This window comes from uncultured Barnesiella sp., from assembly GCF_946496565.1.
GTDB classification, from domain to species: Bacteria; Bacteroidota; Bacteroidia; order Bacteroidales; family Barnesiellaceae; genus Barnesiella; species Barnesiella merdigallinarum.
In genome coordinates, this window is record NZ_CAMMHD010000011.1 from 60,189 (window position 1) to 81,617 (window position 21,429).

Annotated in this window: 20 protein-coding genes; 10 read left to right on the forward strand and 10 right to left on the reverse strand. The window is 56.0% G+C overall.

The window, feature by feature from the left end:
- Nucleotides 1-180: 180 nt before the first annotated feature.
- Nucleotides 181-3,963, forward strand: coding sequence for a beta-N-acetylglucosaminidase domain-containing protein (locus Q1K76_RS07360; RefSeq protein ID WP_300132206.1), 3,783 nt, complete (start codon nucleotides 181-183; stop codon nucleotides 3,961-3,963).
- A 105-nt stretch (nucleotides 3,964-4,068) separates the two neighbouring features.
- On the opposite strand, the gene Q1K76_RS07365 is transcribed toward Q1K76_RS07360, so the two are convergent.
- Nucleotides 4,069-4,710 carry a viroplasmin family protein gene (locus Q1K76_RS07365; RefSeq protein ID WP_300132209.1) on the reverse strand — a complete coding sequence of 214 codons (642 nt, stop codon included), beginning with the start codon at nucleotides 4,708-4,710 and terminating at the stop codon, nucleotides 4,069-4,071.
- Nucleotides 4,711-4,845: 135 nt separating this feature from the next.
- Here Q1K76_RS07365 and Q1K76_RS07370 point away from each other — a divergent pair, with 135 nt between their 5' ends.
- The 6 genes from Q1K76_RS07370 (at nucleotide 4,846) to purN (ending at nucleotide 11,041) form a co-directional block, all read left to right on the forward strand.
- A complete protein-coding gene (locus tag Q1K76_RS07370) occupies nucleotides 4,846-5,550 on the forward strand; it encodes a hypothetical protein (RefSeq protein ID WP_300132212.1) in 705 nt (234 codons plus the stop codon).
- Nucleotides 5,547-6,098 carry a shikimate kinase gene (locus Q1K76_RS07375; RefSeq protein ID WP_298662233.1) on the forward strand — a complete coding sequence of 184 codons (552 nt, stop codon included), beginning with the start codon at nucleotides 5,547-5,549 and terminating at the stop codon, nucleotides 6,096-6,098. Before Q1K76_RS07370 ends, Q1K76_RS07375 begins: the two co-directional genes overlap by 4 nt.
- Before the next feature lie 75 nt (nucleotides 6,099-6,173).
- Nucleotides 6,174-7,358 carry a hypothetical protein gene (locus tag Q1K76_RS07380; RefSeq protein WP_087409375.1) on the forward strand — a complete coding sequence of 395 codons (1,185 nt, stop codon included), beginning with the start codon at nucleotides 6,174-6,176 and terminating at the stop codon, nucleotides 7,356-7,358.
- A gap of 134 nt (nucleotides 7,359-7,492) precedes the next feature.
- Nucleotides 7,493-9,337, forward strand: a complete 1,845-nt coding sequence (locus Q1K76_RS07385) for a 2-oxoacid:acceptor oxidoreductase subunit alpha (RefSeq protein ID WP_300132216.1) — start codon at nucleotides 7,493-7,495, stop codon at nucleotides 9,335-9,337.
- A gap of 3 nt (nucleotides 9,338-9,340) precedes the next feature.
- Nucleotides 9,341-10,357 carry a 2-oxoacid:ferredoxin oxidoreductase subunit beta gene (locus Q1K76_RS07390; RefSeq protein ID WP_087409377.1) on the forward strand — a complete coding sequence of 339 codons (1,017 nt, stop codon included), beginning with the start codon at nucleotides 9,341-9,343 and terminating at the stop codon, nucleotides 10,355-10,357.
- Between the two features lie 105 nt (nucleotides 10,358-10,462).
- On the forward strand, nucleotides 10,463-11,041 hold the full coding sequence (purN, locus tag Q1K76_RS07395; RefSeq protein WP_300132218.1) for a phosphoribosylglycinamide formyltransferase: 579 nt from the start codon (nucleotides 10,463-10,465) through the stop codon (nucleotides 11,039-11,041).
- Between the two features lie 92 nt (nucleotides 11,042-11,133).
- Here the strand turns inward: purN and Q1K76_RS07400 are convergent, their stop codons facing one another.
- The 5 genes from Q1K76_RS07400 to Q1K76_RS07420 form a co-directional block, all read right to left on the reverse strand.
- Nucleotides 11,134-12,237, reverse strand: coding sequence for an Mrp/NBP35 family ATP-binding protein (locus Q1K76_RS07400; RefSeq protein WP_258327724.1), 1,104 nt, complete (start codon nucleotides 12,235-12,237; stop codon nucleotides 11,134-11,136).
- 10 nt (nucleotides 12,238-12,247) lie between these two features.
- On the reverse strand, nucleotides 12,248-13,024 hold the full coding sequence (gene trmB / locus Q1K76_RS07405; protein WP_087409380.1) for a tRNA (guanosine(46)-N7)-methyltransferase TrmB: 777 nt from the start codon (nucleotides 13,022-13,024) through the stop codon (nucleotides 12,248-12,250).
- A 33-nt stretch (nucleotides 13,025-13,057) separates the two neighbouring features.
- Nucleotides 13,058-14,557 carry a leucine-rich repeat domain-containing protein gene (locus Q1K76_RS07410; protein ID WP_300132222.1) on the reverse strand — a complete coding sequence of 500 codons (1,500 nt, stop codon included), beginning with the start codon at nucleotides 14,555-14,557 and terminating at the stop codon, nucleotides 13,058-13,060.
- A gap of 210 nt (nucleotides 14,558-14,767) precedes the next feature.
- Entirely contained in the window at nucleotides 14,768-15,115 is a 348-nt protein-coding gene (locus Q1K76_RS07415; RefSeq protein WP_258327727.1) for a hypothetical protein, read from the reverse strand.
- 56 nt (nucleotides 15,116-15,171) lie between these two features.
- On the reverse strand, nucleotides 15,172-15,879 hold the full coding sequence (locus Q1K76_RS07420; RefSeq protein ID WP_300132225.1) for a S24 family peptidase: 708 nt from the start codon (nucleotides 15,877-15,879) through the stop codon (nucleotides 15,172-15,174).
- 278 nt (nucleotides 15,880-16,157) lie between these two features.
- On the opposite strand from Q1K76_RS07420, the gene Q1K76_RS07425 reads away from it, so the two are divergent.
- The gene (locus Q1K76_RS07425; RefSeq protein ID WP_258327729.1) at nucleotides 16,158-16,478 is read left to right on the forward strand and encodes a hypothetical protein; all 321 of its coding nucleotides are present in this window, start codon (nucleotides 16,158-16,160) and stop codon (nucleotides 16,476-16,478) included.
- A gap of 145 nt (nucleotides 16,479-16,623) precedes the next feature.
- Here the strand turns inward: Q1K76_RS07425 and gap are convergent, their stop codons facing one another.
- Nucleotides 16,624-17,634, reverse strand: a complete 1,011-nt coding sequence (gene gap, locus Q1K76_RS07430; protein WP_025278431.1) for a type I glyceraldehyde-3-phosphate dehydrogenase — start codon at nucleotides 17,632-17,634, stop codon at nucleotides 16,624-16,626.
- Nucleotides 17,635-17,958: 324 nt separating this feature from the next.
- On the opposite strand from gap, the gene mscL reads away from it, so the two are divergent.
- Nucleotides 17,959-18,411: a large-conductance mechanosensitive channel protein MscL gene (gene mscL, locus Q1K76_RS07435; RefSeq protein ID WP_087409385.1), complete on the forward strand. Its 453-nt coding sequence runs from the start codon at nucleotides 17,959-17,961 to the stop codon at nucleotides 18,409-18,411.
- A gap of 19 nt (nucleotides 18,412-18,430) precedes the next feature.
- Here the strand turns inward: mscL and Q1K76_RS07440 are convergent, their stop codons facing one another.
- On the reverse strand, nucleotides 18,431-19,483 hold the full coding sequence (locus Q1K76_RS07440) for an acyltransferase family protein (RefSeq protein ID WP_300132229.1): 1,053 nt from the start codon (nucleotides 19,481-19,483) through the stop codon (nucleotides 18,431-18,433).
- Between the two features lie 216 nt (nucleotides 19,484-19,699).
- A complete protein-coding gene (gene panB, locus Q1K76_RS07445; RefSeq protein WP_087409387.1) occupies nucleotides 19,700-20,518 on the reverse strand; it encodes a 3-methyl-2-oxobutanoate hydroxymethyltransferase in 819 nt (272 codons plus the stop codon).
- A 266-nt stretch (nucleotides 20,519-20,784) separates the two neighbouring features.
- On the opposite strand from panB, the gene Q1K76_RS07450 reads away from it, so the two are divergent.
- Nucleotides 20,785-21,057, forward strand: a complete 273-nt coding sequence (locus Q1K76_RS07450; protein WP_241147860.1) for a tetratricopeptide repeat protein — start codon at nucleotides 20,785-20,787, stop codon at nucleotides 21,055-21,057.
- A gap of 16 nt (nucleotides 21,058-21,073) precedes the next feature.
- On the opposite strand, the gene Q1K76_RS07455 is transcribed toward Q1K76_RS07450, so the two are convergent.
- Entirely contained in the window at nucleotides 21,074-21,367 is a 294-nt protein-coding gene (locus tag Q1K76_RS07455; RefSeq protein WP_087409388.1) for a hypothetical protein, read from the reverse strand.
- Between the last annotated feature and the right edge of the window lie 62 nt (nucleotides 21,368-21,429).

The window sequence follows — 21,429 nt, forward strand, 5'->3', positions numbered from 1 at the left end:
CTTACCGAAGTTATCGCCCATACGAAACAATTCATTAACTTTGTCTCTGACGAGTATGGCGAGTGCAGCTTGCATGGCTTTGCATCTCCATGCGACAGAGATATGGCGATTGTCGCTAATTGTCAAATTTTCAGATGACTATAATCTGCTGATACCTGTTAACCGAAATTCTATAATCCCATGAAAAAAGTCTTATTACTGCTTGTATGTCTGATAGGTATGACTTTGGCTCATGCCCAGACCTATACCATTTATCCCATTCCCCAGCAGACGACCGAAGGAAGTGGCACGGTGGAGTTGACACCGACCATCAACGTGGTTTGCGGCTCGGGCATCGGTCGTGTGACCAAGGACCGTATCCAGGAGGTGCTGGAGGGGGCCGGGTACACCTTCCAACTGAGTGAGTCGGCTTCGTCCGAGTTGACCAACCTGTATGTGGGCGTGGCCGGTTCGGGCGATGTGGCAGATACCTATGCCACGAGCCAAGGTGTCTCCAAGGAGGTGTTCACCGAGGCGCCCAACCGCTTTGACGCCCATGTGATGCAGATTGCCGACGGCAACATCGTGGTGCTGGGCAATGGCGAGCGTTCGGAATACTATGCCTTCGCCACCCTGGAGCAGATTCTGGAGCAGGCCGCAGGGGCTGCGCTGCACGAGGTGACTTATGAAGACTACTCGCACTGCCAGTGGCGTGGTGCAATCGAGGGATTCTATGGCAACCCCTATTCGGTGGATGCACACTGCAGCCTGTTCGAGTTCTTCAAACGTTTCAAGATGAATGTCTTCATCTATGCACCCAAGATGGACCCTTACCACCTGGGCTATTGGACGGAGGAGTATCCGACAGAGATCACTGAAGAGCAACGCCGCATGGGGTGGATTACGCAAGATGACGTGCGCCGCATGGCCGAGACTGCTCGGGCTTGCAACGTGCACTTTGTCTGGGCTGCCCATCCGGGTCTGGCTCCCGGCGGACAAGTGTCGATGGACTTCTCCAGCACGGCGACGGTGGATGAAGGCGTGGAGCTGCTGATGCAGAAATACCACCACATGTACGACCTGGGCGTGCGTGCTTTCAGTGTATGTATCGACGATATGGATCGCAACCCGTCGGCGCAGATGCAGGCCCACCTGCCCGACCAGACACAGAAGCGGCTGAAGGAGGAGTTTCCCAGCCAGGCTGAGGACGAGAAGATTGCACCCCTTTTCTATGTTCCTGCCACATACGCTCTGATGTATCAGGGAGCAGCTTCCTATCTGACTCAGATGGCAAGTGTTGACAAGGACGTGGTCATCGGTTTCACCGGTTATGCCGTATGCGGCGACCTGGACAAGAAAGACTGCGATGCGATGGCAGGCTACATAGGACGCAACCCGTTGTTCTGGTGGAACGCGACGGTCAACGACAACAACGACGACCGCCTCTACATGCGCGAACTCACGGCTCACTACAACCTCGTTCCCGAGAAGGGGGGCATCAGCACCTTGGGCGGTGTCATTCTCAACCCCGAGAAGCAGTCGCAGGCTGCCAAGGTGGGGCTGTTCGGCCTGGCAGACTATTGCTGGAATCCCAATCAGTTCGATGTGATGCAAAACTGGAACGACTGCTTCGACTACCTGGCCGAAGCGGGCGATACCGAGACGGCGAACCAGATACGGCTGTTTGCCCGCTATACCGATGCTATCTATGAAGATCAGGAGATTATCGACCTCTATGAGGCATTCAAGTCGAAATACAGCGACGGCAACTTCCCGGCAGAGGGCGCGGCCATCCGCGAGGAGATGGCCCGGTTGCAAGCCGCTTGCGAATATATCGAAACCGTGATGGCAAACAGCGACAACCGAGACTACCGCCTGTTCGCCACCGATGTCAAGGCCTGGTGTGCCAAGTTGAAGGCTTACGCCACTATCATCCAGAAGTCGCTCGACCTGCTCGAAAATGGTGAGTCGATGAGCCGCTCCGACTCTTGGACATCGTTTGCAAGCATCATTTCGCTCTATACGGGTTTGGGCATCGAGCCGCAGTATTTTATCTCCGAGCTCGAGGGCTACGGCACCGACTCGCACGTGGTGAGCTATGAGGTGCATCCGGCCAACTCTTACACCCGTCCGTTTGTGGACTATCTGTATGAGACCCTGGGCGCCAACCTGCCCGGTGACTGGCCGGAACCCGAGCAGGCGCAGGTTGTCACCAACCTGGACCCGGCGGCTTTCAACCTGACTGTGAAGGATGCCGGGGCCACACTTTCGGGGCTGAGCGGTGTCGAGTTGGCCGGGGGCGATTACGTGGGCCTCTACCTCGGGGCTATCGAGAAGGTGGCAGTCGGCGAGATGGAGTTGCCTGAAGGGGTGACCTTCGAGACCTCGATCAATGGCAAGATATGGACTCCAGCCACTCTGCCCGTGTCGTCGCAGAATGCGGCCTACGTTCGTCTGGTTCGCAGCACTGCCGGCGGCGAGGCGGAATCGCTTGGCTTTGATGTTCTGACCGTCTCCTTGTCGTCGGGCGCAATCGTCGTACCCACTCCGGCTATTACGTCAAACCTGAAGGTCTACACCGATGGTAATGTCTCTTATCCCCTCGAGCTGGCTGTCGATGGCAACACCGGTACTTTCTTCTGGAGTGGTGAGAACACGGCAGCGGGGCACTACATCCAGCTCGACTATGGCGATGTCTACTCGATCGACAACGTCACCCTCGTCTTCACGGGCAAAGACATCCTTTCCGGTACGGCCGATATTCAACTCTCTACCGACGCCAACGAATGGACTACCATAGCACAATACAGCCACGGCAGTCTGGTCAATAATCGTTATACCTGTGCAGCCAATGGTACCAATGCCCGATATGTCCGCCTGATGGTAACCAGTGTCGAAGGTTCGTTCTGGATGCAGCTGGCCGAATTTTCCTGCTCTGTGGCAGGTGCTACCTCCGAGATAGGCAAACCCACACCCAGCACTTCGCTCGGCACCTACCAGAGTTATAATATCGGCAATATCGTGGACGGTAACTCCGGTACGCACTTCTGGAGCAACGCCGAGCCGCAGGTGGGCGACTGGTTGCAACTCGAGTATGCCGAGCCACATTCTATTTTTGAGATAACGGTTACCTTCATGGAGAACGACCAGCTCATCGGCAGCGGAGAGTTTCAGGTGTCGTTGGACGGGCAGAGCTGGACAAAGGTGGCAGCCTACGACAGTGGCGGCATCAACGCCAACACCCACTCATTCACCACCAATGCCAATGGCGCTACGGGTAAGTATCTCCGCCTGTATATTACCAATATCATCGGCAGCTATTGGCTCAAGGTGGCAGAGTTCGGTTGTGTCATGGCAGACCGTGTGACACAGACTACCGACCACAACCAGGCCATGATTTCGGCCCTGTCCGACAAGAACATGATTACCAACTATCGAGCCGAAGAGGCCGGTTATGTGGAACACACCTTCATCGAGAATATGGACATCGAGGCCGTTGAGATTTACCACAACACCACCTTCGATGCCAACTACGAATTGCCTGCCGTCTCGCTCTACGATGGCTCTCAATGGGTGGAAGCCGGAACGCTCGACCACCTGGCCACCGTCATCGACACGCGTGACTACGAGATGGTGACGGCCGTGCGCATCGAGTGGAACGAGCACAATATCCCGACCCTCTACGAGATTATCCCGTCGGGCGAATACAAGGAACCGCAAGGCACCGGCATTACCGTGTTGGCCGGGGAGAGTGCTGACGATACCGTCCGGGTCTATACCTATGGTGGTCGGCTTGTCGTGAGCGGTCAGACGATGCTGAGTGCCGTCCGCATTTATGACCTCTATGGACGGTTGCTCCATCAGTCGGCTCCCGATGCGACCAGCTTCACGCTCGACCTCGGTGCCTCAACTCCGGCCATCCTGGTTGTTCAGGTGGTCGACGAGTCGGGTACCATCACTACGGCCAAGGTGGTAAGACGTTGATTCCGTGGCTTCTGTGCCGGTTGTGAACATAAAGTAAACCAGGGCTGCCTCATGCGAGGCAGCCCTGGTAGTTTTTATAGGAATGAAAAAAATAATCGAGAGGGTCTATTTGCGCCCGAAGTCGGCCGGGATTTCGCCCCACCGCTCGGTCTCCCATTTGATGATGGGGTTGGTGTAGGTGTGGGTCTGCAGCCATCGTTCGGCCCGGGCGATGAGGTTGAAGATGGGGGCGTTGACGGCGGTTTGGGGCAGCTTGGTCTTGCACTTCTTTTGCCGCACCCAGGCGATGGCGTTGCGGCTGTCGGAGTAGACGGGGATGGCAGAGCCGCGCTGGTGCAGATAGGCCAGCCCGTGAACGAGGGCCAGAAACTCGCCTATGTTGTTGGTGCCCTGCATCATGGGGCCCACGTGGAAGAGCTCGATGCCCGATTTCGTGTCGACACCGCGATACTCCATGTGGCCGGGATTTCCGCTGCAGGCGGCATCGACGGCCAGGCTGTCGGCAATGACCTCGGGACTGAGTCGGGGAGCTTCGAGCTTGTCGCGCGAGCGTTCGCCTATTTTGCGCAAGACGCCCGAGAAGTCGTCGGGGATATTGCGGAAGGCTTCGGTGGCCGCTTCGAGGCTGTCGAAACTTTTGTACTTGGCTCCTTTGAAGTTGTCGACCTGCTCTTTGCACGCTTCCCACGAGTCGAAGATGCCCCGGGCCCGACCTTCCCACACGACATAGTATTTGTATTTGGCCATAATTGAAATCTCATTTGGTTGTCTGGTGCAAAAATAGGGAAATTTATCGTATCTTTACACGGCTTAGTGCGGCAATCGCAATCCGGCAGCCCGGTCTTGGAGCCGGAACGGGTGCCGTGAATGGAGGAAATGAAGATGAGAAAAATCGTCACGTGTGGTATCGTGGGGGCCGTTTTGTGGGGGCTCGTTGCCTGTGCCCCCGGCAAAAGCGACCGGGAGGAGAGCACCCGCCTGTATGAAGAGGCGGTATCGATGCTCTCGGGCGACGGAGTGTCCATCGCCGATTGCAGGGTAGCCCAGGGGTTGCTCGAACAGGCTCTCGAGGCCGACGACGGAAATATCGACGTCTACTTCGGGAAGGTGCTCAACGAGTTGAATCTGTGGCTCCCCGACAGTGCCTACCGCACGGCGACCACCGCTATCGAGAAGATAGGACCCGACGGGAAGAACCGTTTGAAGGCCTATTTCTATACGGTGAAGGGATTCATCGCCTACGACCGGGGCGACGAGGCCGATGCCCGTGCCCAGTTGTCGCAGGCACTGGTGCTCTACGAATCGTATTTGAAGGAGGAGCCAGCCAACCTGGACTATCTGCTCAACAAGGCCGTGCTGCTGTCGGGCCTCGAGGGGCGGGAGAAGGCACTCGAGTTTATCGCGGGGCTGCCGGTGAAGGAGGCCGACCGGCAGATGCTCACCGAGAGCCTGGCCGGGTTCGAGTTCAGCCAGTTCGGCGAGACGTGGCGGGCCAAGCATCGGGCTCTGGTGACCGGTGGCGAACTGGCTGTCGAGGCGGACCCCGGCAGGAATACCGATACTCTATCTTATACCCAACAACCATGAAGCCTGTTTTTTTAGTGGGATATATGGCAGCCGGCAAGACCACCCTGGGCCGGCGGGCCGCTCAGCTCCTCGATGTGGAGTTCATCGATCTCGACGCCTATATCGAGGCCCGGTATCGCAAGCGGGTCTCCGACCTCTTTGCCGAGCGGGGCGAAGCGGGATTCCGCGACATTGAGCGGCGCATGCTGCACGAGGTGGCCGAGTTCGACAACGTGTTGGTGGCGACGGGCGGGGGTACCCCCTGCTTCTTCGACAATATGGAGTATATGCGCAGTCGGGGTGTCACGGTCTATCTGTCGGCTTCGATACCGACGTTGTGCCGGCGGTTGTTGCGGGCGCGGGTCAAGCGGCCCCTGGTGGCCGGCAAGACGGCCGAAGAGCTGGACGATTGCATCGCCGGGATGCTGGCGCAGCGCGAGCCCTACTATCGGCAGGCCGATTACACCTTCGATGCCGAGCAGTACGAGTCGACCCATTCGGTCGACGAGGCGGTGCAGCGGCTCTCGCAACTGATGCGGGGAGAGGCCGGCGATGAGTCTGCCGAATAAACCGGGCAGGCCGAACCGTTTTATCAAGGATATTTGTATATTAGTACCGATAAATCTAATTAAGCAGAAAAAGCTATGGCGGGTAGTTTGAATGTAGGAATGGCTCCTCAGGAACAGTTGCTGGGTGTGATGTCGGGCAACCGTCGGTTGTCTGTCGGGTTGCCGGCCGAACATAACGGCGGGGAGAAACGATTCCCCCTCACCCCCGAGGGGGTGGCGCTGCTCACCCGGGAGGGCTTTGTGGTGCTCATCGAGCGTGGTGCGGGCGAGGGCATCAAATACAGCGACCTGCACTACACCGAAGCGGGGGCCCAGGCGGTCGATGCCGCCGAGGTGTTCCAGTGCGATGTGGTGCTCAAGATTACCCCGCTGAACGGGGAAGAGGCGGCCTTGATTCGGCCGGGCGTGTTCCTGCTCACCCTGCTGCAACCTCAGTATCAGTCGGCTTCGGTTGTCAAACTGTTGATGCAGAAGAAGGTGACCGCCGTGGCCATCGATCGGGTGACCGACGAACAGGGGCGCTGTCTCTTTGCCGATATTCTCGACGAGATTGACGGCCGTGCCGCCATCGTGCTGGCCTCGGAGCTGCTGAGTAATCGCAGCGGCGGCAAGGGCGTATTGCTGGGCGGTGTGCCCGGTGTGGCTGCCTCTGAGGTGCTGATTATCGGCGGCGGCTTGGCTGGTCGTGCGGCAGCCCGTGCGGCTTGCGGACTGGGGGCTCTGGTGCGCGTCTTCGACAACGATTTCTATCGCCTGCGGGCTACCCAGCTTGAGGTGAGCCCCTCGGTCTTTACTTCGAACCTGCACCCGCATGTGCTGGAAAATGCCATGCGCTCGGCCGATGTGGTTATCGGTACCGAGGTGCCCGACCAAGGACGGCTGGGCATGAACTATGTCGAGATGATGAAGCGGGGCGCCCTGCTCTTCGACCTCTGCATGGACAAGGGGGGATGTTTCGAAACCTCGAGTTGCAGCGAGGCCCCGTGCAACAAGGTGTACGAACAGTGCGGCGTGCTGCACTACTGCCTCTCGAGCGTGAGCAGTGCCGTGGCCCGGACGGCTTCGATGGCCCTGAGCAACCTGCTGGTGCCCCTGCTCATTTCGCTCAACGACCCCGCCATGCTCTACGGCCACATCAAGTCGGACGACCGGCTGCGCAATGCCGTTTATCTGTTTGGCGGGAAGCTCACTCACAAGGAGCTGAGCATACGTCTGGGGCTGCCCTATTACGATATGGCACTTTTCATGGCCATGTTTTAAATAGAAAGAGGTAAGGTTGCTTACATATTTCTATGAAAATATTTCAAATGCTTACAAAAAAACACTATCTTTGTCAAAATGATTTTAATATAAAATCAAAAACAGCTCTGTTGAATTAAAAATGTAACGTAAACATGACAGAAAAAACGAAAGTGAAAGTATTGGAAGAAGTCGTGGTACGATTTTCCGGCGATTCGGGCGATGGCATGCAGTTGGCCGGAAATATTTTTTCCAATGTTTCGGCCGGTATGGGAGATGAAATATCGACCTTCCCCGATTATCCGGCAGAGATTCGGGCTCCGCAAGGCACACTGGGTGGAGTATCCGGTTTTCAGGTTCATATAGGACGGGGTGTTCACACGCCGGGCGACTTGGCCGATGTGTTGGTGGCCATGAACCCTGCAGCCTTGAAGACGAATGCCCGTCATGTGAAGAGAGGCGGAGTGGTCATCATCGACTCCGACAGCTTCCGCGCCAGCGATTTGGAGAAGGCGGCTTTCCAGACCGACGACCCCATCAAGGAGGCCGGACTTTCGCATGCACAGATTGTGCTGGTGCCCATTACGCAGATGGTGAAGGATTCGTTGGCCGACTCGGGTCTCGACAACAAGTCGATCGTGCGGTGCAAAAACATGTTTGCGCTGGGCCTCGTCTGCTGGTTGTTCGACCGTCCGCTGGAGCAGGCACAACATTTGCTGAAGAATAAGTTTGCCAAGAAACCGGCCATCTACGAGGCCAATGCCAAGGTGATGAGCGACGGTTACAACTATGGCCACAACATACACGCCTCGGTATCGACCTATCGGGTAGAGTCGGCACAGGTGCGCCCCGGTATCTATACCGACGTGAACGGCAACACCGCCACCGCCTGGGGCCTGATTGCCGCTTCGGAGAAATCGGGTCTGCCCCTTTTCCTGGGCAGTTATCCCATCACCCCCGCCACCGACATTCTGCACGAGCTGGCCAAACGCAAAGACCTGGGTGTAAAAGCCATTCAGGTCGAGGATGAGATTGCCGGTGTCTGCACCGCCATCGGTGCCGCGTTTGCCGGGAATCTGGCAGCGACCTCGACCTCGGGTCCCGGTCTGGCCTTGAAGAGCGAGGGTATCGGTCTGGCCGTGATGTCGGAGCTTCCGCTGGTAGTTATCGACGTACAGCGCGGCGGTCCCTCGACGGGTCTGCCCACCAAGACCGAGCAGACCGACCTGTTGCAGGCTCTCTACGGCCGTAACGGCGAAAGCCCGGTTGTGGTCGTGGCTGCTTCGACTCCGACCAACTGCTTCGACATGGCCTTCCAGGCTGCCAAGATCGCTCTGGAGCACATGACGCCCGTCATCCTGCTCACCGACGGTTTCATCGGCAACGGCTCTTCGGCCTGGCGTATCCCCGACATGGACGAGTATCCCGAAATAAAACCCAACTACGTGAAGCCCGAACAACTGGGCGCCTGGAAACCCTACGACCGCGACGAGCGTTCGGTACGCTTCTGGGCACGTCCGGGCGTCGAAGGCTTCATGCACCGCCTGGGCGGACTGGAGAAAGACTGGAAGACCAGCGCCATCTCTACCGACCCGGCCAACCACGAGAAGATGGTGCGTGCCCGCCAGCAAAAGGTCGACAACATTGCCAACGACCTGCCGTTGCTCCAGGTGCAGGGTAACCCCGATGCCGAGCTGCTGGTAGTGGGCTGGGGCGGCACCTACGGCCACCTCTATTCGGCCGTCGAGGCCATGAATGCCCAGGGCAAACCGGTGGCATTCGCCCACTTCAACTATATCAATCCTCTGCCCCTGAATACCGAGGAGGTGCTCCGCCGGTACAAACGGGTGGTTGTGTGCGAGCTGAACAACGGTCAGTTTGCGGCTTACCTCTCGGGTAAAGTCCCCGGCAAGACCTTCCTGCGTTACAACAAGATACAGGCCCAACCGTTTATGGTGAGCGAGTTGATTGACCATTTTACAAAGCTTTTGGAGGAATAAGACATGGAAGAACAAAAGGAATATACGGCAAAAGATTATAAGAGCGATCAGTATGTGCGCTGGTGTCCCGGTTGCGGAGACCACTCGATTGTGAACGTGCTGCAGAAAGCCATGGCCACGCTGGGCATACCGCCCCACAAGACCGTAGTGGTTTCGGGTATCGGCTGCTCGTCGCGTCTGCCCTACTACATGAATACCTACGGGTTCCACACCATTCACGGCCGTGCCGCTGCCATTGCTACCGGCGTGAAGACGGCCAACCCCGACCTGACCGTATGGCAGATTTCGGGCGATGGCGACTGCCTGGCTATCGGCGGTAACCACTTCATCCACTCGGTGCGCCGGAATGTCGACATCAACGTGGTGCTGATGAACAACAAGATCTACGGCCTTACCAAGGGGCAGTATTCGCCCACGAGCGACCGTGGTTTTGTGACCAAGTCGTCGCCCTACGGCACGGTAGAAGACCCCTTCATCCCGGCCGAGCTCGTGTTTGGTGCCCGCGGTACCTTCTTTGCCCGTTCGCTCGACGTAGAGCTGTCGGTTTCGCAGGAGGTGCTGGTCGAGGCTGCCCGCCACAAGGGAACCTCGGTGGTAGAGTTGTTGCAAAACTGCGTCATCTTCAACAACAACATCCACAGCTATGTGGCCGACAAGGAGTTCCGGGCCGACCGCACCATCCATCTGCGCCATGGCGAGAAGATGATTTTCGGCAAGGACCACAACCGAGGTCTCGTGCTCGACGGTTACAAGCTCAAGGCGGTGACCATCGGCGAGAACGGTGTGACACTCGACGACATTCTGGTACACGATGCCAAGTCGCCCGACAACTTCATGCACCAGAGTCTGGCCATGATGGACGGTCACGAACTGCCGCTGGCCATCGGCGTGATACGCAATGTCGAGGCTCCGGCCTACGACCAGGAGGTGGCCCGCCAGGTGAAAGAGGTAACCGGCAAGGTGCCTTACCATTCGCTGCGTGAGTTCCTGTTGAACGGAGAGACCTGGGAGGTAAAGTAATTGCCCCGCTCTCTGTGTGAATATACCATGGCGCTCGAAGCGGCGGTGATGCCGGCCTTTGAGCGCCATGTCTGTTTGTAAACCTGTGATAAAAAGAATTGTGTCATGTCTCAAAAGAAACGTCTTGCTATATTTGCCAGCGGCACCGGTACCAACTTCGAGGCGATTGTAACGGCCTGCGAGTCGGGCCGTATTCCGGCCGAGGTGGTTCTGCTGGTTTGCGACAAGCCGGCGGCTGCCGTAGTCGAACGGGCCGCCCGTCACGGGGTGGAGACCTTTGCCTTCCAACCCAAATCCTATCCCTCGAAAGCCGATATGGAGGGTGCCATTGCCGACCGTCTCGACAAGGCCGGTGTCGACCTGGTGTGTCTGGCCGGTTACATGCGCATCGTGGCCGACACGCTGCTGTCGCGCTACGGTGGTCGCATCATCAACATACACCCCTCGTTGCTGCCGGCATTCCCCGGGGCCCGGGCCGTCGAGCAGGCTTTGAACTATGGGGTGAAGGTCTTTGGCGTGACCATTCACTACGTGGACCAGACGGTCGACGGCGGGCGCATCATTGCCCAGCGTGCCGTTCCCTACGAGGGGCACGACCTCGACGAGCTCTTCACGCTGGTCCATGCGGCCGAGCACGAGCTCTATCCGGCCACAGTAGCGCGTTTGCTGGCCGGTGAGGTATAACCCTCCAAAACGAAATAAAAAGAGCGAGAGCCGCTGCGAATCGAGTTTTGCAGCGGCTCTCGCCATATAGGGGCAATCCTGCCGGATTGTGATTACTTGTGAACCTCTACCCGCTGGGTCGAGGGGCGGGTGGCGTTGCGCTCGTCGACAGCCTTTACTACCTCCTCGGCCAGACGTTTGAAGGCGAGCCCGGTGACCGAATCGTCGAGGGCTACGGGGTGCCCGGCATCGCCGCTTTCGCAGATGCTCTGCACGATGGGAATCTGCCCCAGCAGAGGCACGCCGGCCTCTTCGGCCAGCCGTTTGCCGCCATCCTTGCCAAAGAGGTAGTATTTGTTCTCGGGTAGTTCGGCCGGGGTAAACCAGCTCATGTTCTCGACCAGACCCAGAATGGGCACATTCACCTTGTCGCCGGTGAACATGCTGATGCCTTTGCGGGCATCGGCCAGAGCCACCTCCTGCGGGGTGGTGACCACGATGGCACCGGTGATGGCGAGGGTCTGCACCAGGGTGAGGTGTATGTCGCTGGTGCCCGGCGGCAGGTCGAGCACGAAGTAGTCGAGGTCGCCCCAGGCGGCATCGGTGATGAGTTGCTTCAGGGCGTTGCTGGCCATGCCGCCCCGCCACAATACGGCGTCGTTCTTGCGCACGAAGAAGCCGATGGAGAGAATCTTCACCCCGTATCGTTCGACGGGCAGAATGAGGTCACGGCCGCCGATATTCTCGGTGTAGACGTCGGTATCTTCGATGTCGAACATCGTGGGGGCCGAGGGGCCGAAGATGTCGGCGTCGAGCAGACCCACCTTGTAGCCCAGGCGAGCCAGTGCTACGGCCAGGTTCGAGGCGATGGTCGACTTGCCCACGCCGCCTTTGCCCGACGACACGGCGATGATGTTCTTCACGCCGGGGAGCGGGTTCTCGGGGTTGGGGCGGGCCACCTGTTTGCTCTTGACGTTGATGTTGCCCTTGATGTCGACATCGGGGCTGATGAAGGTGAGGATAGCCGTTTCGGCCGCCTTCACGACCGAGCGGATGAAGGGGTCGTTGGGCTTCTCGAAGATGATGGAGAAGCTCACCTTGTTGCCGTCGATGCGGATGTCGTCCTCGATCATGCCGTTGGCGACGAGGTCTTTTCCGTTGCCGGGATAACGCACTTTGGCCAGTGCGTCGAGTATCAGTTTAGGATATAGCTGCATGATATATAAGTTATTTCGTTGTCGTATCGTCTTGACTGCTCTGCTTGCCGCTGCGTTTCCCCCGGTTGAAACTCCGGTAGGTGTCGTAGGGAATATCAACGTCGGGCTCGACAAATTGTTCGCGCGGCTGGCATACGAACCGGATGTACTTGATGTTCATGCCCCGCTCGAGCCACTGTTGCTCGTAGAAGGTCTTTATCTCGAGAATGTCGTCGGCGATGCCCGAGTGGTAGAGGTCGTCGGTAGCCACCTGCACGGGGTAGCCGTTGGCCTTCACCATTTCGCAGGTGTAGGTATACATGAAGGGGCTGTCGCTCTTGAGGTGGATGAGCCCGTCGGGGGTGAGTATCTGCTGGTAGAGCGCCATGAAGCGGGTCGAGGTGAGCCGCTTGCGCACCTTCTTCATCTGCGGGTCGGGGAAGGTAATCCAGATTTCCGACACCTCGCCCGGGCCGAAGAAGCGGTCGATCAGCTCGATGTTGGTCCGCAGGAAGGCTACATTCTTTATCCCCTCCTCGAGCGCCTGTTTGGCACCGCTCCACATGCGGGCCCCTTTGATGTCGATGCCGATAAAGTTCTTTTGCGGAAAGCGACGGGCCAGCCCTACGGCATATTCGCCCTTGCCGCAACCCAGCTCGAGCACGATGGGGTTGTCGTTCTTGAAGAAGGTTTCGCCCCATTTGCCCTGCATTTCGAATCCTTTCTCCTGCAACAGGCCGAAGGGGTATTGGAACACGTGGGGGTATCCCTGCAGATCGTCGAATTTTTTCAGTTTATTTTTTCCCATAGTCGAAATTTCATCTTTGTTCCTGGCGGTCGATTACCGGTTTCGTCCCACCTTCAGGTGGCGGTACTCTCCCGATTGCATTTGTATGGACAGGACAAATATCGGTCCTGTGTATGAGCGGGTGTCGATGGCCCACTCGTAGGTCTCGCCCTCCTCCCGGTGTACAACGCGCCCGTCGAGGGTGTAGAGGGCGATTTGTCGCATGGGGTCGGAGGCTTTGACCCGGAGTATTTCGTGTTCGAAATAGACTTGCAAGGTGTGGTCGTCGGCTATCTCTTCCCGGTTGGAGAAGTGCCTGATGTCGAACTCCTGCCACTGCGGAGCGTTGCGGTAGAGCTCTATGCTCTCGTCGGGAGCTCCCAGCGCGCAGTCGGCTTGCTGCACGTTGAGGAATACCTCCTCGCCCAGTGCCGGGGGCTCGGTGGGGTAGGCCATGACGGCGGCCAGGCGGGTACAGCTGTCGAAGGCGTGGTCGCCGATGTAGGTGACGGTCGAGGGTATCGTGGCCGAGTAGAGTTGTCGCATGCCGTAGAAGGGCCACCGGCCTATCCGCTCGAGCCCTTCGGGCAGGAACGAGAGGTGTTCCATCCGGCTGCATCCGGCAAAGGCATAGTCGGCTATCTCGCGCAGTCGGGTAGGTAGCGTGCAGTCGAGCAGCGAGGTGCAGTAGTAGAAGGCCCCTTCGCCAATTTCTTCAGTCATGGCTGGGGTATGCAGCGACGTGAGGCTTGTACAGTGGTCGAAGGCATAGGCCGGAATCGAGGTGAGCAGGATACGCTTCATATCGACCTGCGAGAGCGAGGTGCAGTAGGCGAAGCAACCTTCACCCAGCGATTGCAGCGCTGCGGGCAGGGCGATGGCCGTGAGGGCCGAGCAGCCGGCAAAGCAACGGTCGCCAATGGTTTGCAGCGAAGCTGGTAAGGCGATAGCGGCCAGGCGGGTACAGCCGGCGAAGGCGTTGGCTCCGATGGACTTTAGCGGAGCGCTTTCGAGGTTCAGTTCGGTATAGGCGGTGCATCCGGCAAAACTGTATTCGCCGATGCTGCGCAACGTGGCAGGCAGCGGGGTGTCGAGTGCCGGGCAGCCCGAGAAAGCCAGGTCGCCGATGCTCTGCAACTGCTCGCCCCAGACGATGGTGGTGAGGGCCGGGCATCCGGCAAAGGCGGCCTCGCCGATGACTTGTGTGCCTTTTGGTAGTTTTACCATCGTCAGTTTCTGGAATCCGAGAAAGGTGTGCGCCGGCAGGGTGTGCGCTTCGAAACGCGCCTGGTTGCCCAGATAGGTATCGCGGCTTTCGTAGGCGGCAATCGTGCAGCCCTCCAGGTCGATGAGGTTCAGGTTGGTGAGCGAGTCGCCCATGTAGGCGAAATCGCGGGCATCGAGTGTGCCCGTGACGGTCAGTTGGGTGACCGACTCGCCGGAGGTCGGGATATGACTTTGCAGCTCGCCCGCCTCGGTGTGGCAGGTGTAGGAAGCCGCCAGCACGCTGTGGCCGGAGAACAGTAGTAAAGCGATGTATAGCAACTGTTTCATTCCTGATATAAACCTCTCGTCATTCGGGTGTAAAGATACTAAAAGATGAGGGTCTGGGCAAATAGGGACGCACAGTTTTCAATTTTGGCTATGCTGCCCCGTCCCTCTGTCTGCTGTAAAAGAGTGGGTAAAATAGGGTTCCCCGGTGTAGTGCTTCGTAGCGTTGCCGATGTGTGGCAGGCCGTTCACTCCCCCGGGGGGATGGCAGGGCTACTCCTGGGTGAGGCGATAGCGGGCGCCGTGGTCGAGGATGAAGTTGAGTATCTCCTGGAACAGAGCTTCGACCTCCGACGGTACCGCCAGATTGGAGGTGTCGCCATACCTGTCGAACAGGGCCTGGGGTAGAGCCTCGGCGGTGATGTGCAGATGTTTGGCCAGGGTAGCAGCCTCGTCCCGGTCGAGTGTGGCAGACGTCTTGGTCTCTCGGTCCGGGTCGTCATAGTCGGTAAATTCCAGCTGGATAACCAGCTCCTGCCGTGCACCCTCCCACACGGTAATCGACGACCATATCTCGAGGTCGTCGTGCGATTCCACGATTACTTGTTTCAAGGTCAGCATATTTCTCGGTAATGTTTCGTTGGCGTTGATATTGGTATTTTTTTCTTTACGGCATCTTATATGCGATTGTCGATGCGTATGATATTCTCGACGATGAAGAGGTCGCAGATGTCGCGTTTCTCGATTTCGATGTCGTCATATTCTTTGTTTTCGCTGCGCAGGATTACCCGGTCGGGGTTTTCGTGCTTGCGCACATACTTGACCATGCGGTAGTCTTCGAGCAGTACGACGTAGATTTGGCCCCAAAAGATGAGGTTGGGATTTTTGATTTCGCGAATGGCAATCATGTCTCCGTTGTTGATAACCGGTTTCATGCTGTCGCCGCTCACCTTGACGATGCTGCAGTCGGGGTTGATGAAGGGGACGTCGATGCTGCCGATGACCAGGTCGTCGGTAAACATGCGGTCCCGCCCCAGATTGCCGGCCGTGACGTCGAGACCGTAGACCTTGGCGCCGTTGCGTACTTCGGACACGATGGCACCCGAGGGAAGGGTGAGGGTGCGTATGTGGTTGTGCACGTCGCTGCCCGCTGCGCTGCCGACCGGTGCATACATGGGGCCGTTGCCCGAGCAGAGCCACTCTTTCGAAACCCCCAACTCGACTACGATTTTGTTGATGAGCGAGTCGCTGATGGGTAATTTGCCGGTCAGGTGCTTCGAAAAGTTGGAAGCATCGATGGCAATGCGTTTGGCAAACTCCGACTGGGTGATTCCCTGGTCGTCTATTAACGCTTTGATTCTGATAATTTTATCGTCGTTGCTCATGGCCGTATAAAATTTATATGGTAAAATTACCTTTAATAATTTGCATAATGCGATTTTGAGTTGTATATTTGTGTGGTGCTATTACCACATACAAAGGTAGGAACTTTTTTTGAATAAACGAAATAATAGGCTAATAATTAACATATTTGATAACACTCTGCCGGGGTATATTACCTATGTAATTTATAAACAGAGGGAAGAGATACACGGGCAAAACAGGTAAAAGCAGTGTGAATATACCCTGGCAGAGTGGCGTCGAAGGAAAGGAGCAAGCAACAATGAAGACAATCGAATGGGAAGCACCGGCTTTGGCCGCCTTGGCGGCATCGTACTGGCTGGTGGCTTACGAGCGCGACGAGACACCGCGCAAGCGGGTACGGCACGAGGCCGAAATCGAGTTTGACGGCGTGGCCTACATGCTGATGTGTGAGATTGGGCTGACCGAGCGAGAGCATCGGGCGGTATCGATGATTTGCGGCATCGAGCCGCAGTACACCGATATGCCGGTGCGGGTAACCGGCAACATGGGCAAGGCCGTGGGCGAAATACTGCCCGTGCTGAATAACTTTTTGTCGAGCTATGGTGTTGTATATGTGTGAGACCGGTAAATCCGAGAGGTGTGGCGTGGCACAAAGAAGGATGCCTTCAAGGGTATATGGCGAGGGTGTACCTGTCGGATTGAGACGAAGAAAGCCGACCCCGATAAAGGGTCGGCTTTCTTATGTATTATCGTGTGGATAATGATTAGCCGTTTACTTTAGCCATGTGAGCGATCAGGTCGAGAACTTTGTTCGAGTAACCGATCTCGTTGTCATACCAAGAAACAACTTTTACGAACGTGTCGGTCAAAGCGATACCAGCTTTGGCATCGAAGATCGAAGTACGAGTATCGCCCAGGAAGTCAGAAGATACAACTGCGTCTTCGGTGTAACCGAGGATACCTTTCAGTTCGCCTTCCGAAGCCTCTTTCATAGCGGCGCAGATTTCGGCATAAGTAGCCGGTTTAGCCAAGTTAACCGTCAAGTCAACAACCGAAACATCCAGAGTCGGAACACGCATCGACATACCGGTCAGTTTGCCATTCAACGAAGGAATAACTTTACCTACGGCTTTGGCAGCACCCGTCGAAGAGGGGATGATGTTGCCCGAAGCGGCACGACCACCACGCCAGTCTTTCATCGAAGGACCGTCAACGGTTTTTTGAGTAGCCGTCGTCGAGTGAACCGTCGTCATAAGACCATCGAGGATACCGAATTTGTCGTTCAATACTTTGGCGATAGGAGCCAAGCAGTTGGTCGTACAAGAAGCGTTCGATACGAATTGAGTACCTTTAACGTAAGTGTTCTCGTTTACACCGCAAACGAACATGGGGGTATCATCTTTCGAAGGAGCCGACATAACTACATATTTGGCACCAGCTTGGATGTGAGCTTGAGCTTTTTCTTTGGTCAGGAAGAGACCGGTAGATTCTACTACATATTCAGCACCTACCTCGTTCCATTTCAGGTCGGCAGGGTTCTTTTCGGCGGTAACACGAATCGTTTTACCGTTTACGATCAATTGACTTTTCTCAACATCAGCCTCGATCGTGCCATCGAAATGACCGTGCATCGTGTCGTATTTCAACATGTATGCCAAATAGTCAACCGGGCAAAGGTCGTTAATACCTACGATCTGGATGTCGTTTCTTGTTTGTGCTGCACGGAAAACGAAACGTCCGATGCGGCCAAAACCATTGATACCTACTTTAATCATTGTAATAAAACTTTAAGTGTTTATTGAATAAAAATAATGTCTCGCGTTTTTTCTCTTTTCCGACCCGCTGCCTTAAAAACATTTGCTCTTGCCATATTGTTTAACAACCGCATGGAGTGGCGCAACTGCTCATCAGGGCAAGCAAAACCAGCAAAAAGGCAATTTTATATTTCATAATTTTATACTTTGCTCCTAAAATTGCACTGCAAAGGTATATATTTTTTTTGAATACAATGTATGCGAATGTGAAAATAAAAGAAAAATTTCTTTATTTGCATATCCTTGAATGTGAGTAATCTATCTGTAATACTAAAATGTACCGTTATGAAAAGTTCTTTTTGGACCGACTTTAAAAACTTTGCGATGCGTGGCAACGTCATCGACTTGGCCGTGGGTGTGATTATCGGGGGGGCTTTCGGCAAAATTGTCTCTTCGCTGGTGGCCGATATTATCATGCCGCTCCTGGGTGTGCTGGTAGGGGGTGTCAACTTCACCGACCTGAAGTGGGTGCTGAAGGCGCCGCGCGAGGTCAACGGCGTGGAACAGGCGGCCGTGACGCTTAACTACGGGAACTTCCTGCAGATGACGTTCGACTTCCTGATTATCGCCTTCTCGATTTTCCTCTTCATCAAACTCATCACGCGGCTCACGGCCAAACGCAAGGCGCAGGCGCAAGCTCAGGCGGCTGCTACGCCGCCCGAACCTTCGGCCGAGGTGAAGCTGCTGACCGAAATCAGAGATCTGCTCAAGGCGCAGGAGCAGTCGGGCTCGAAGTAGTGTCGGGTCCCCGACGGCCTTATCCGATGATGTATTTGCTCTTGGGCAGCCAGGCTATCACCTTCACCAGCAGGTAGACGGTGACGAAGGTGCACACGGCTATGAGGGGTATGGCTATGTAGGCTGCCTGGGCAAGGGGGTGAATCAGGTCGTAGTAGAAGTTGAGCACGATGATGTGGGCCAGGTACATACCGTAGCTTTTGACCGAGATGTCGGTGAGGAGCTGCGCCCCCCGGCTTTGCCCGTTCAGTTTCAGCCGGCCGATGAGCGAGAAGAGTCCCAACGACATCATCAGTACGTTTACGGTACAGAAGCGCCAGCTGAGTTCCAGCTCGGGAATGGTGGCTACGGTATCGATGCGTGCGCAGAAGAGGCCGGCCGTGACGGCATAACCCGCCACGAGCAATACCCACGAGAGGAGTGCCGAGGGGTAGCCGTATCTTCGCAGGTAATACCCCAGAATGAAATAGCCGATAAACCCGGTGAAGTAGTAGAGCAGGGGGGTGTCGTTCCAGAAGGCCTCGCCCAGCACTTCGGGGTAGGCCAGGTGTATGTAGGGGAGGAAGGTGGTGAGAACCCACAGGGCCAGGTAGCCTTCCAGTTCGCGTTTGCCGGCCCGTTCGAGCCAGGGCGAGATGATGGGGACAACCAGGTAGAGCCCGATGAGCATGTAGATATACCACAGATGGCCTATCTCGCACCCGAAGTTGACGGGGATGTGCAGGATGTGCAGAGCCAGGTCACCCACCGACTCGCCCCGTGTAGCCATGAAGTAGATGGCGTAGATGACGCACCAGACGACAAAGGGGTAGACGATGCGGGTGAACCGCTTGCGGAAGAACCGGGAGATGGAGTCTTGCATCGGGAGCAGCAGAAATCCCGACAGCATGACAAACAGGGGTACCGACGTGCGGCATAGCGAGGTGATGATACCTATCCAGAAGGTGTTGCTACCGGTGACGACACTGAGTTGGTCGCCAATGTAGTAATACTCGCTGGCATGTTGTTGCATGACCAGGTAACAGGCAATGACCCGCAACAGGTCGAGTGAAAGATTACGGTTCTTGATCATAAGATACTATCTGGCAAATGGTGTGATGAATGTCTTCTTGTCCATGCCCCGATTTGTGGCTGGGCTGGAGTTTGCAGGGGGTGAGCGCCGGTAACCGGCCTTCGGTTGTGACGGCAGGTGGTTGTGCCGGTGCCGTTTGCGGTTCGGGCCACATGGCCCCCGGTCAAGCAAAAAGGAACTGTGCCCTGCGACACAACTCCTTTTGCGTTTCCGTTTTTAGTATTGCTCCTTCTCGTTGGGGAAGTCGCGCGTCTTTACATCTTTTATATAGGCCTGAACCGCTTCGGTGATGGTAGTGCTCAGGTCGGCATACCGACGAAGGAAGCGGGGCGAGAACCCTTTGTTGATACCCAGCATGTCGTGCATCACGAGCACCTGGCCGTCTACACCGCCACCGGCACCGATACCGATTACGGGGATGGTCAGCTCCTCGGCCACGCGGGTAGCCAGCGTGGCGGGAATCTTCTCGAGTACGAGGGCAAAGCAGCCGATTTCCTCGAGCAGATGGGCATCCTCGATCAGTTTTTTTGCTTCGGCCTCTTCGCGGGCACGTACGGTATAGGTGCCGAATTTGTTGATCGACTGGGGTGTGAGGCCCAGGTGACCCATCACGGGGATACCGGCACTGAGTATGCGCTCTACCGATTCGCGTATTTCGGCTCCGCCCTCCATCTTCACACAGTCGGCGTGCGTCTCCTTCATGATGCGGATGGCCGAGGCCACAGCCTCTTTCGAGTTGCCCTGGTACGACCCGAAGGGCATGTCGACAACCACCAGCGCCCGTTTGACGGCACGTACCACCGACTTGCCGTGATAAATCATCTGGTCGAGGGTGATGGGCAGCGTGGTCACATTGCCCGCCATCACGTTGGAAGCCGAGTCGCCAACCAGAATGACATCGATACCGGCCTGGTCTATAAGAGTCGCCATAGAGAAATCGTAGGCGGTCAACATCGAAATCTTTTCGCCGCGGAGCTTCATCTCCATCAGGCGGTGAGTCGTTACTTTACGAGTATCTTCGGTATAAGTAGACATAGTTTTTTGTGTGTTAGAATTTCGGGGGCAAAGGTACATCAATTTTTTATATTGACACCCTTTTTACTTTCTAATCTCAATTCCGTTATCTTTTAAATAGATAGCGATTGTGCGATTTTTAATTCCGTGAGTTCCACTGTCGCAGTTGTTCATACCCAGGATAAGGGTCGTGTAGCCATTCGGCAAAAGCAAGAGCGAAACTTTGTCCTCTTTTTGCCATTGCAGTGCTTTTCACTATCTTTGTTACACAATAATTTGGAATGGATATGATTTCAATAGAAGATATAAATCGAATGATTGGTGAAAACGAGTTGGAGAAGGCACTCGTTCACCTCGAAGAACGCTTGGCTTGCGACCCGCAGGACGATGGGGCCTATTACCTGAAAGGAGCCCTCTTCTGGAAACAGGGGAACTGGAAATTGGCGATTGAGAATTATTTGAAAGCGACCGAAATCAATCCCGAGAGTCCGGCTCGTCAGGCCTACGAAATGGTGATGGAGATTATCAACTTCTCCAACCCCGACCTTTATAATCCTTAAGTCATGGGCCTCAGTGCTATGCTACCAGTATGGCCAAGGCTATATAGACCAGAATTTGCAATGCCTGCAAAATCCACGACACCTCGGGCCGGGAGGCATAGACCCGGTAACTGATCCAGGTGGAGAGCACGACGTAAAGGGGCATAAGCATGACAAATGTCCACGGCAGACTGTCGTCCATACCGCTCTCGGTAAAGGCCGACGTGGCCCGACTCATCAACCAGGGCCAGGCGAAAATCGGCAGAGCCGTTATCAGTATCAACACCTTGAACCAGCCGGGGACCTTGCGTGAATAGTTATCTTTCTTCATAGCCTGCTATTTTTTACAAAGATACGAAAAGGCGAAAGTAGAAAAACAAGTTTACTTGATTT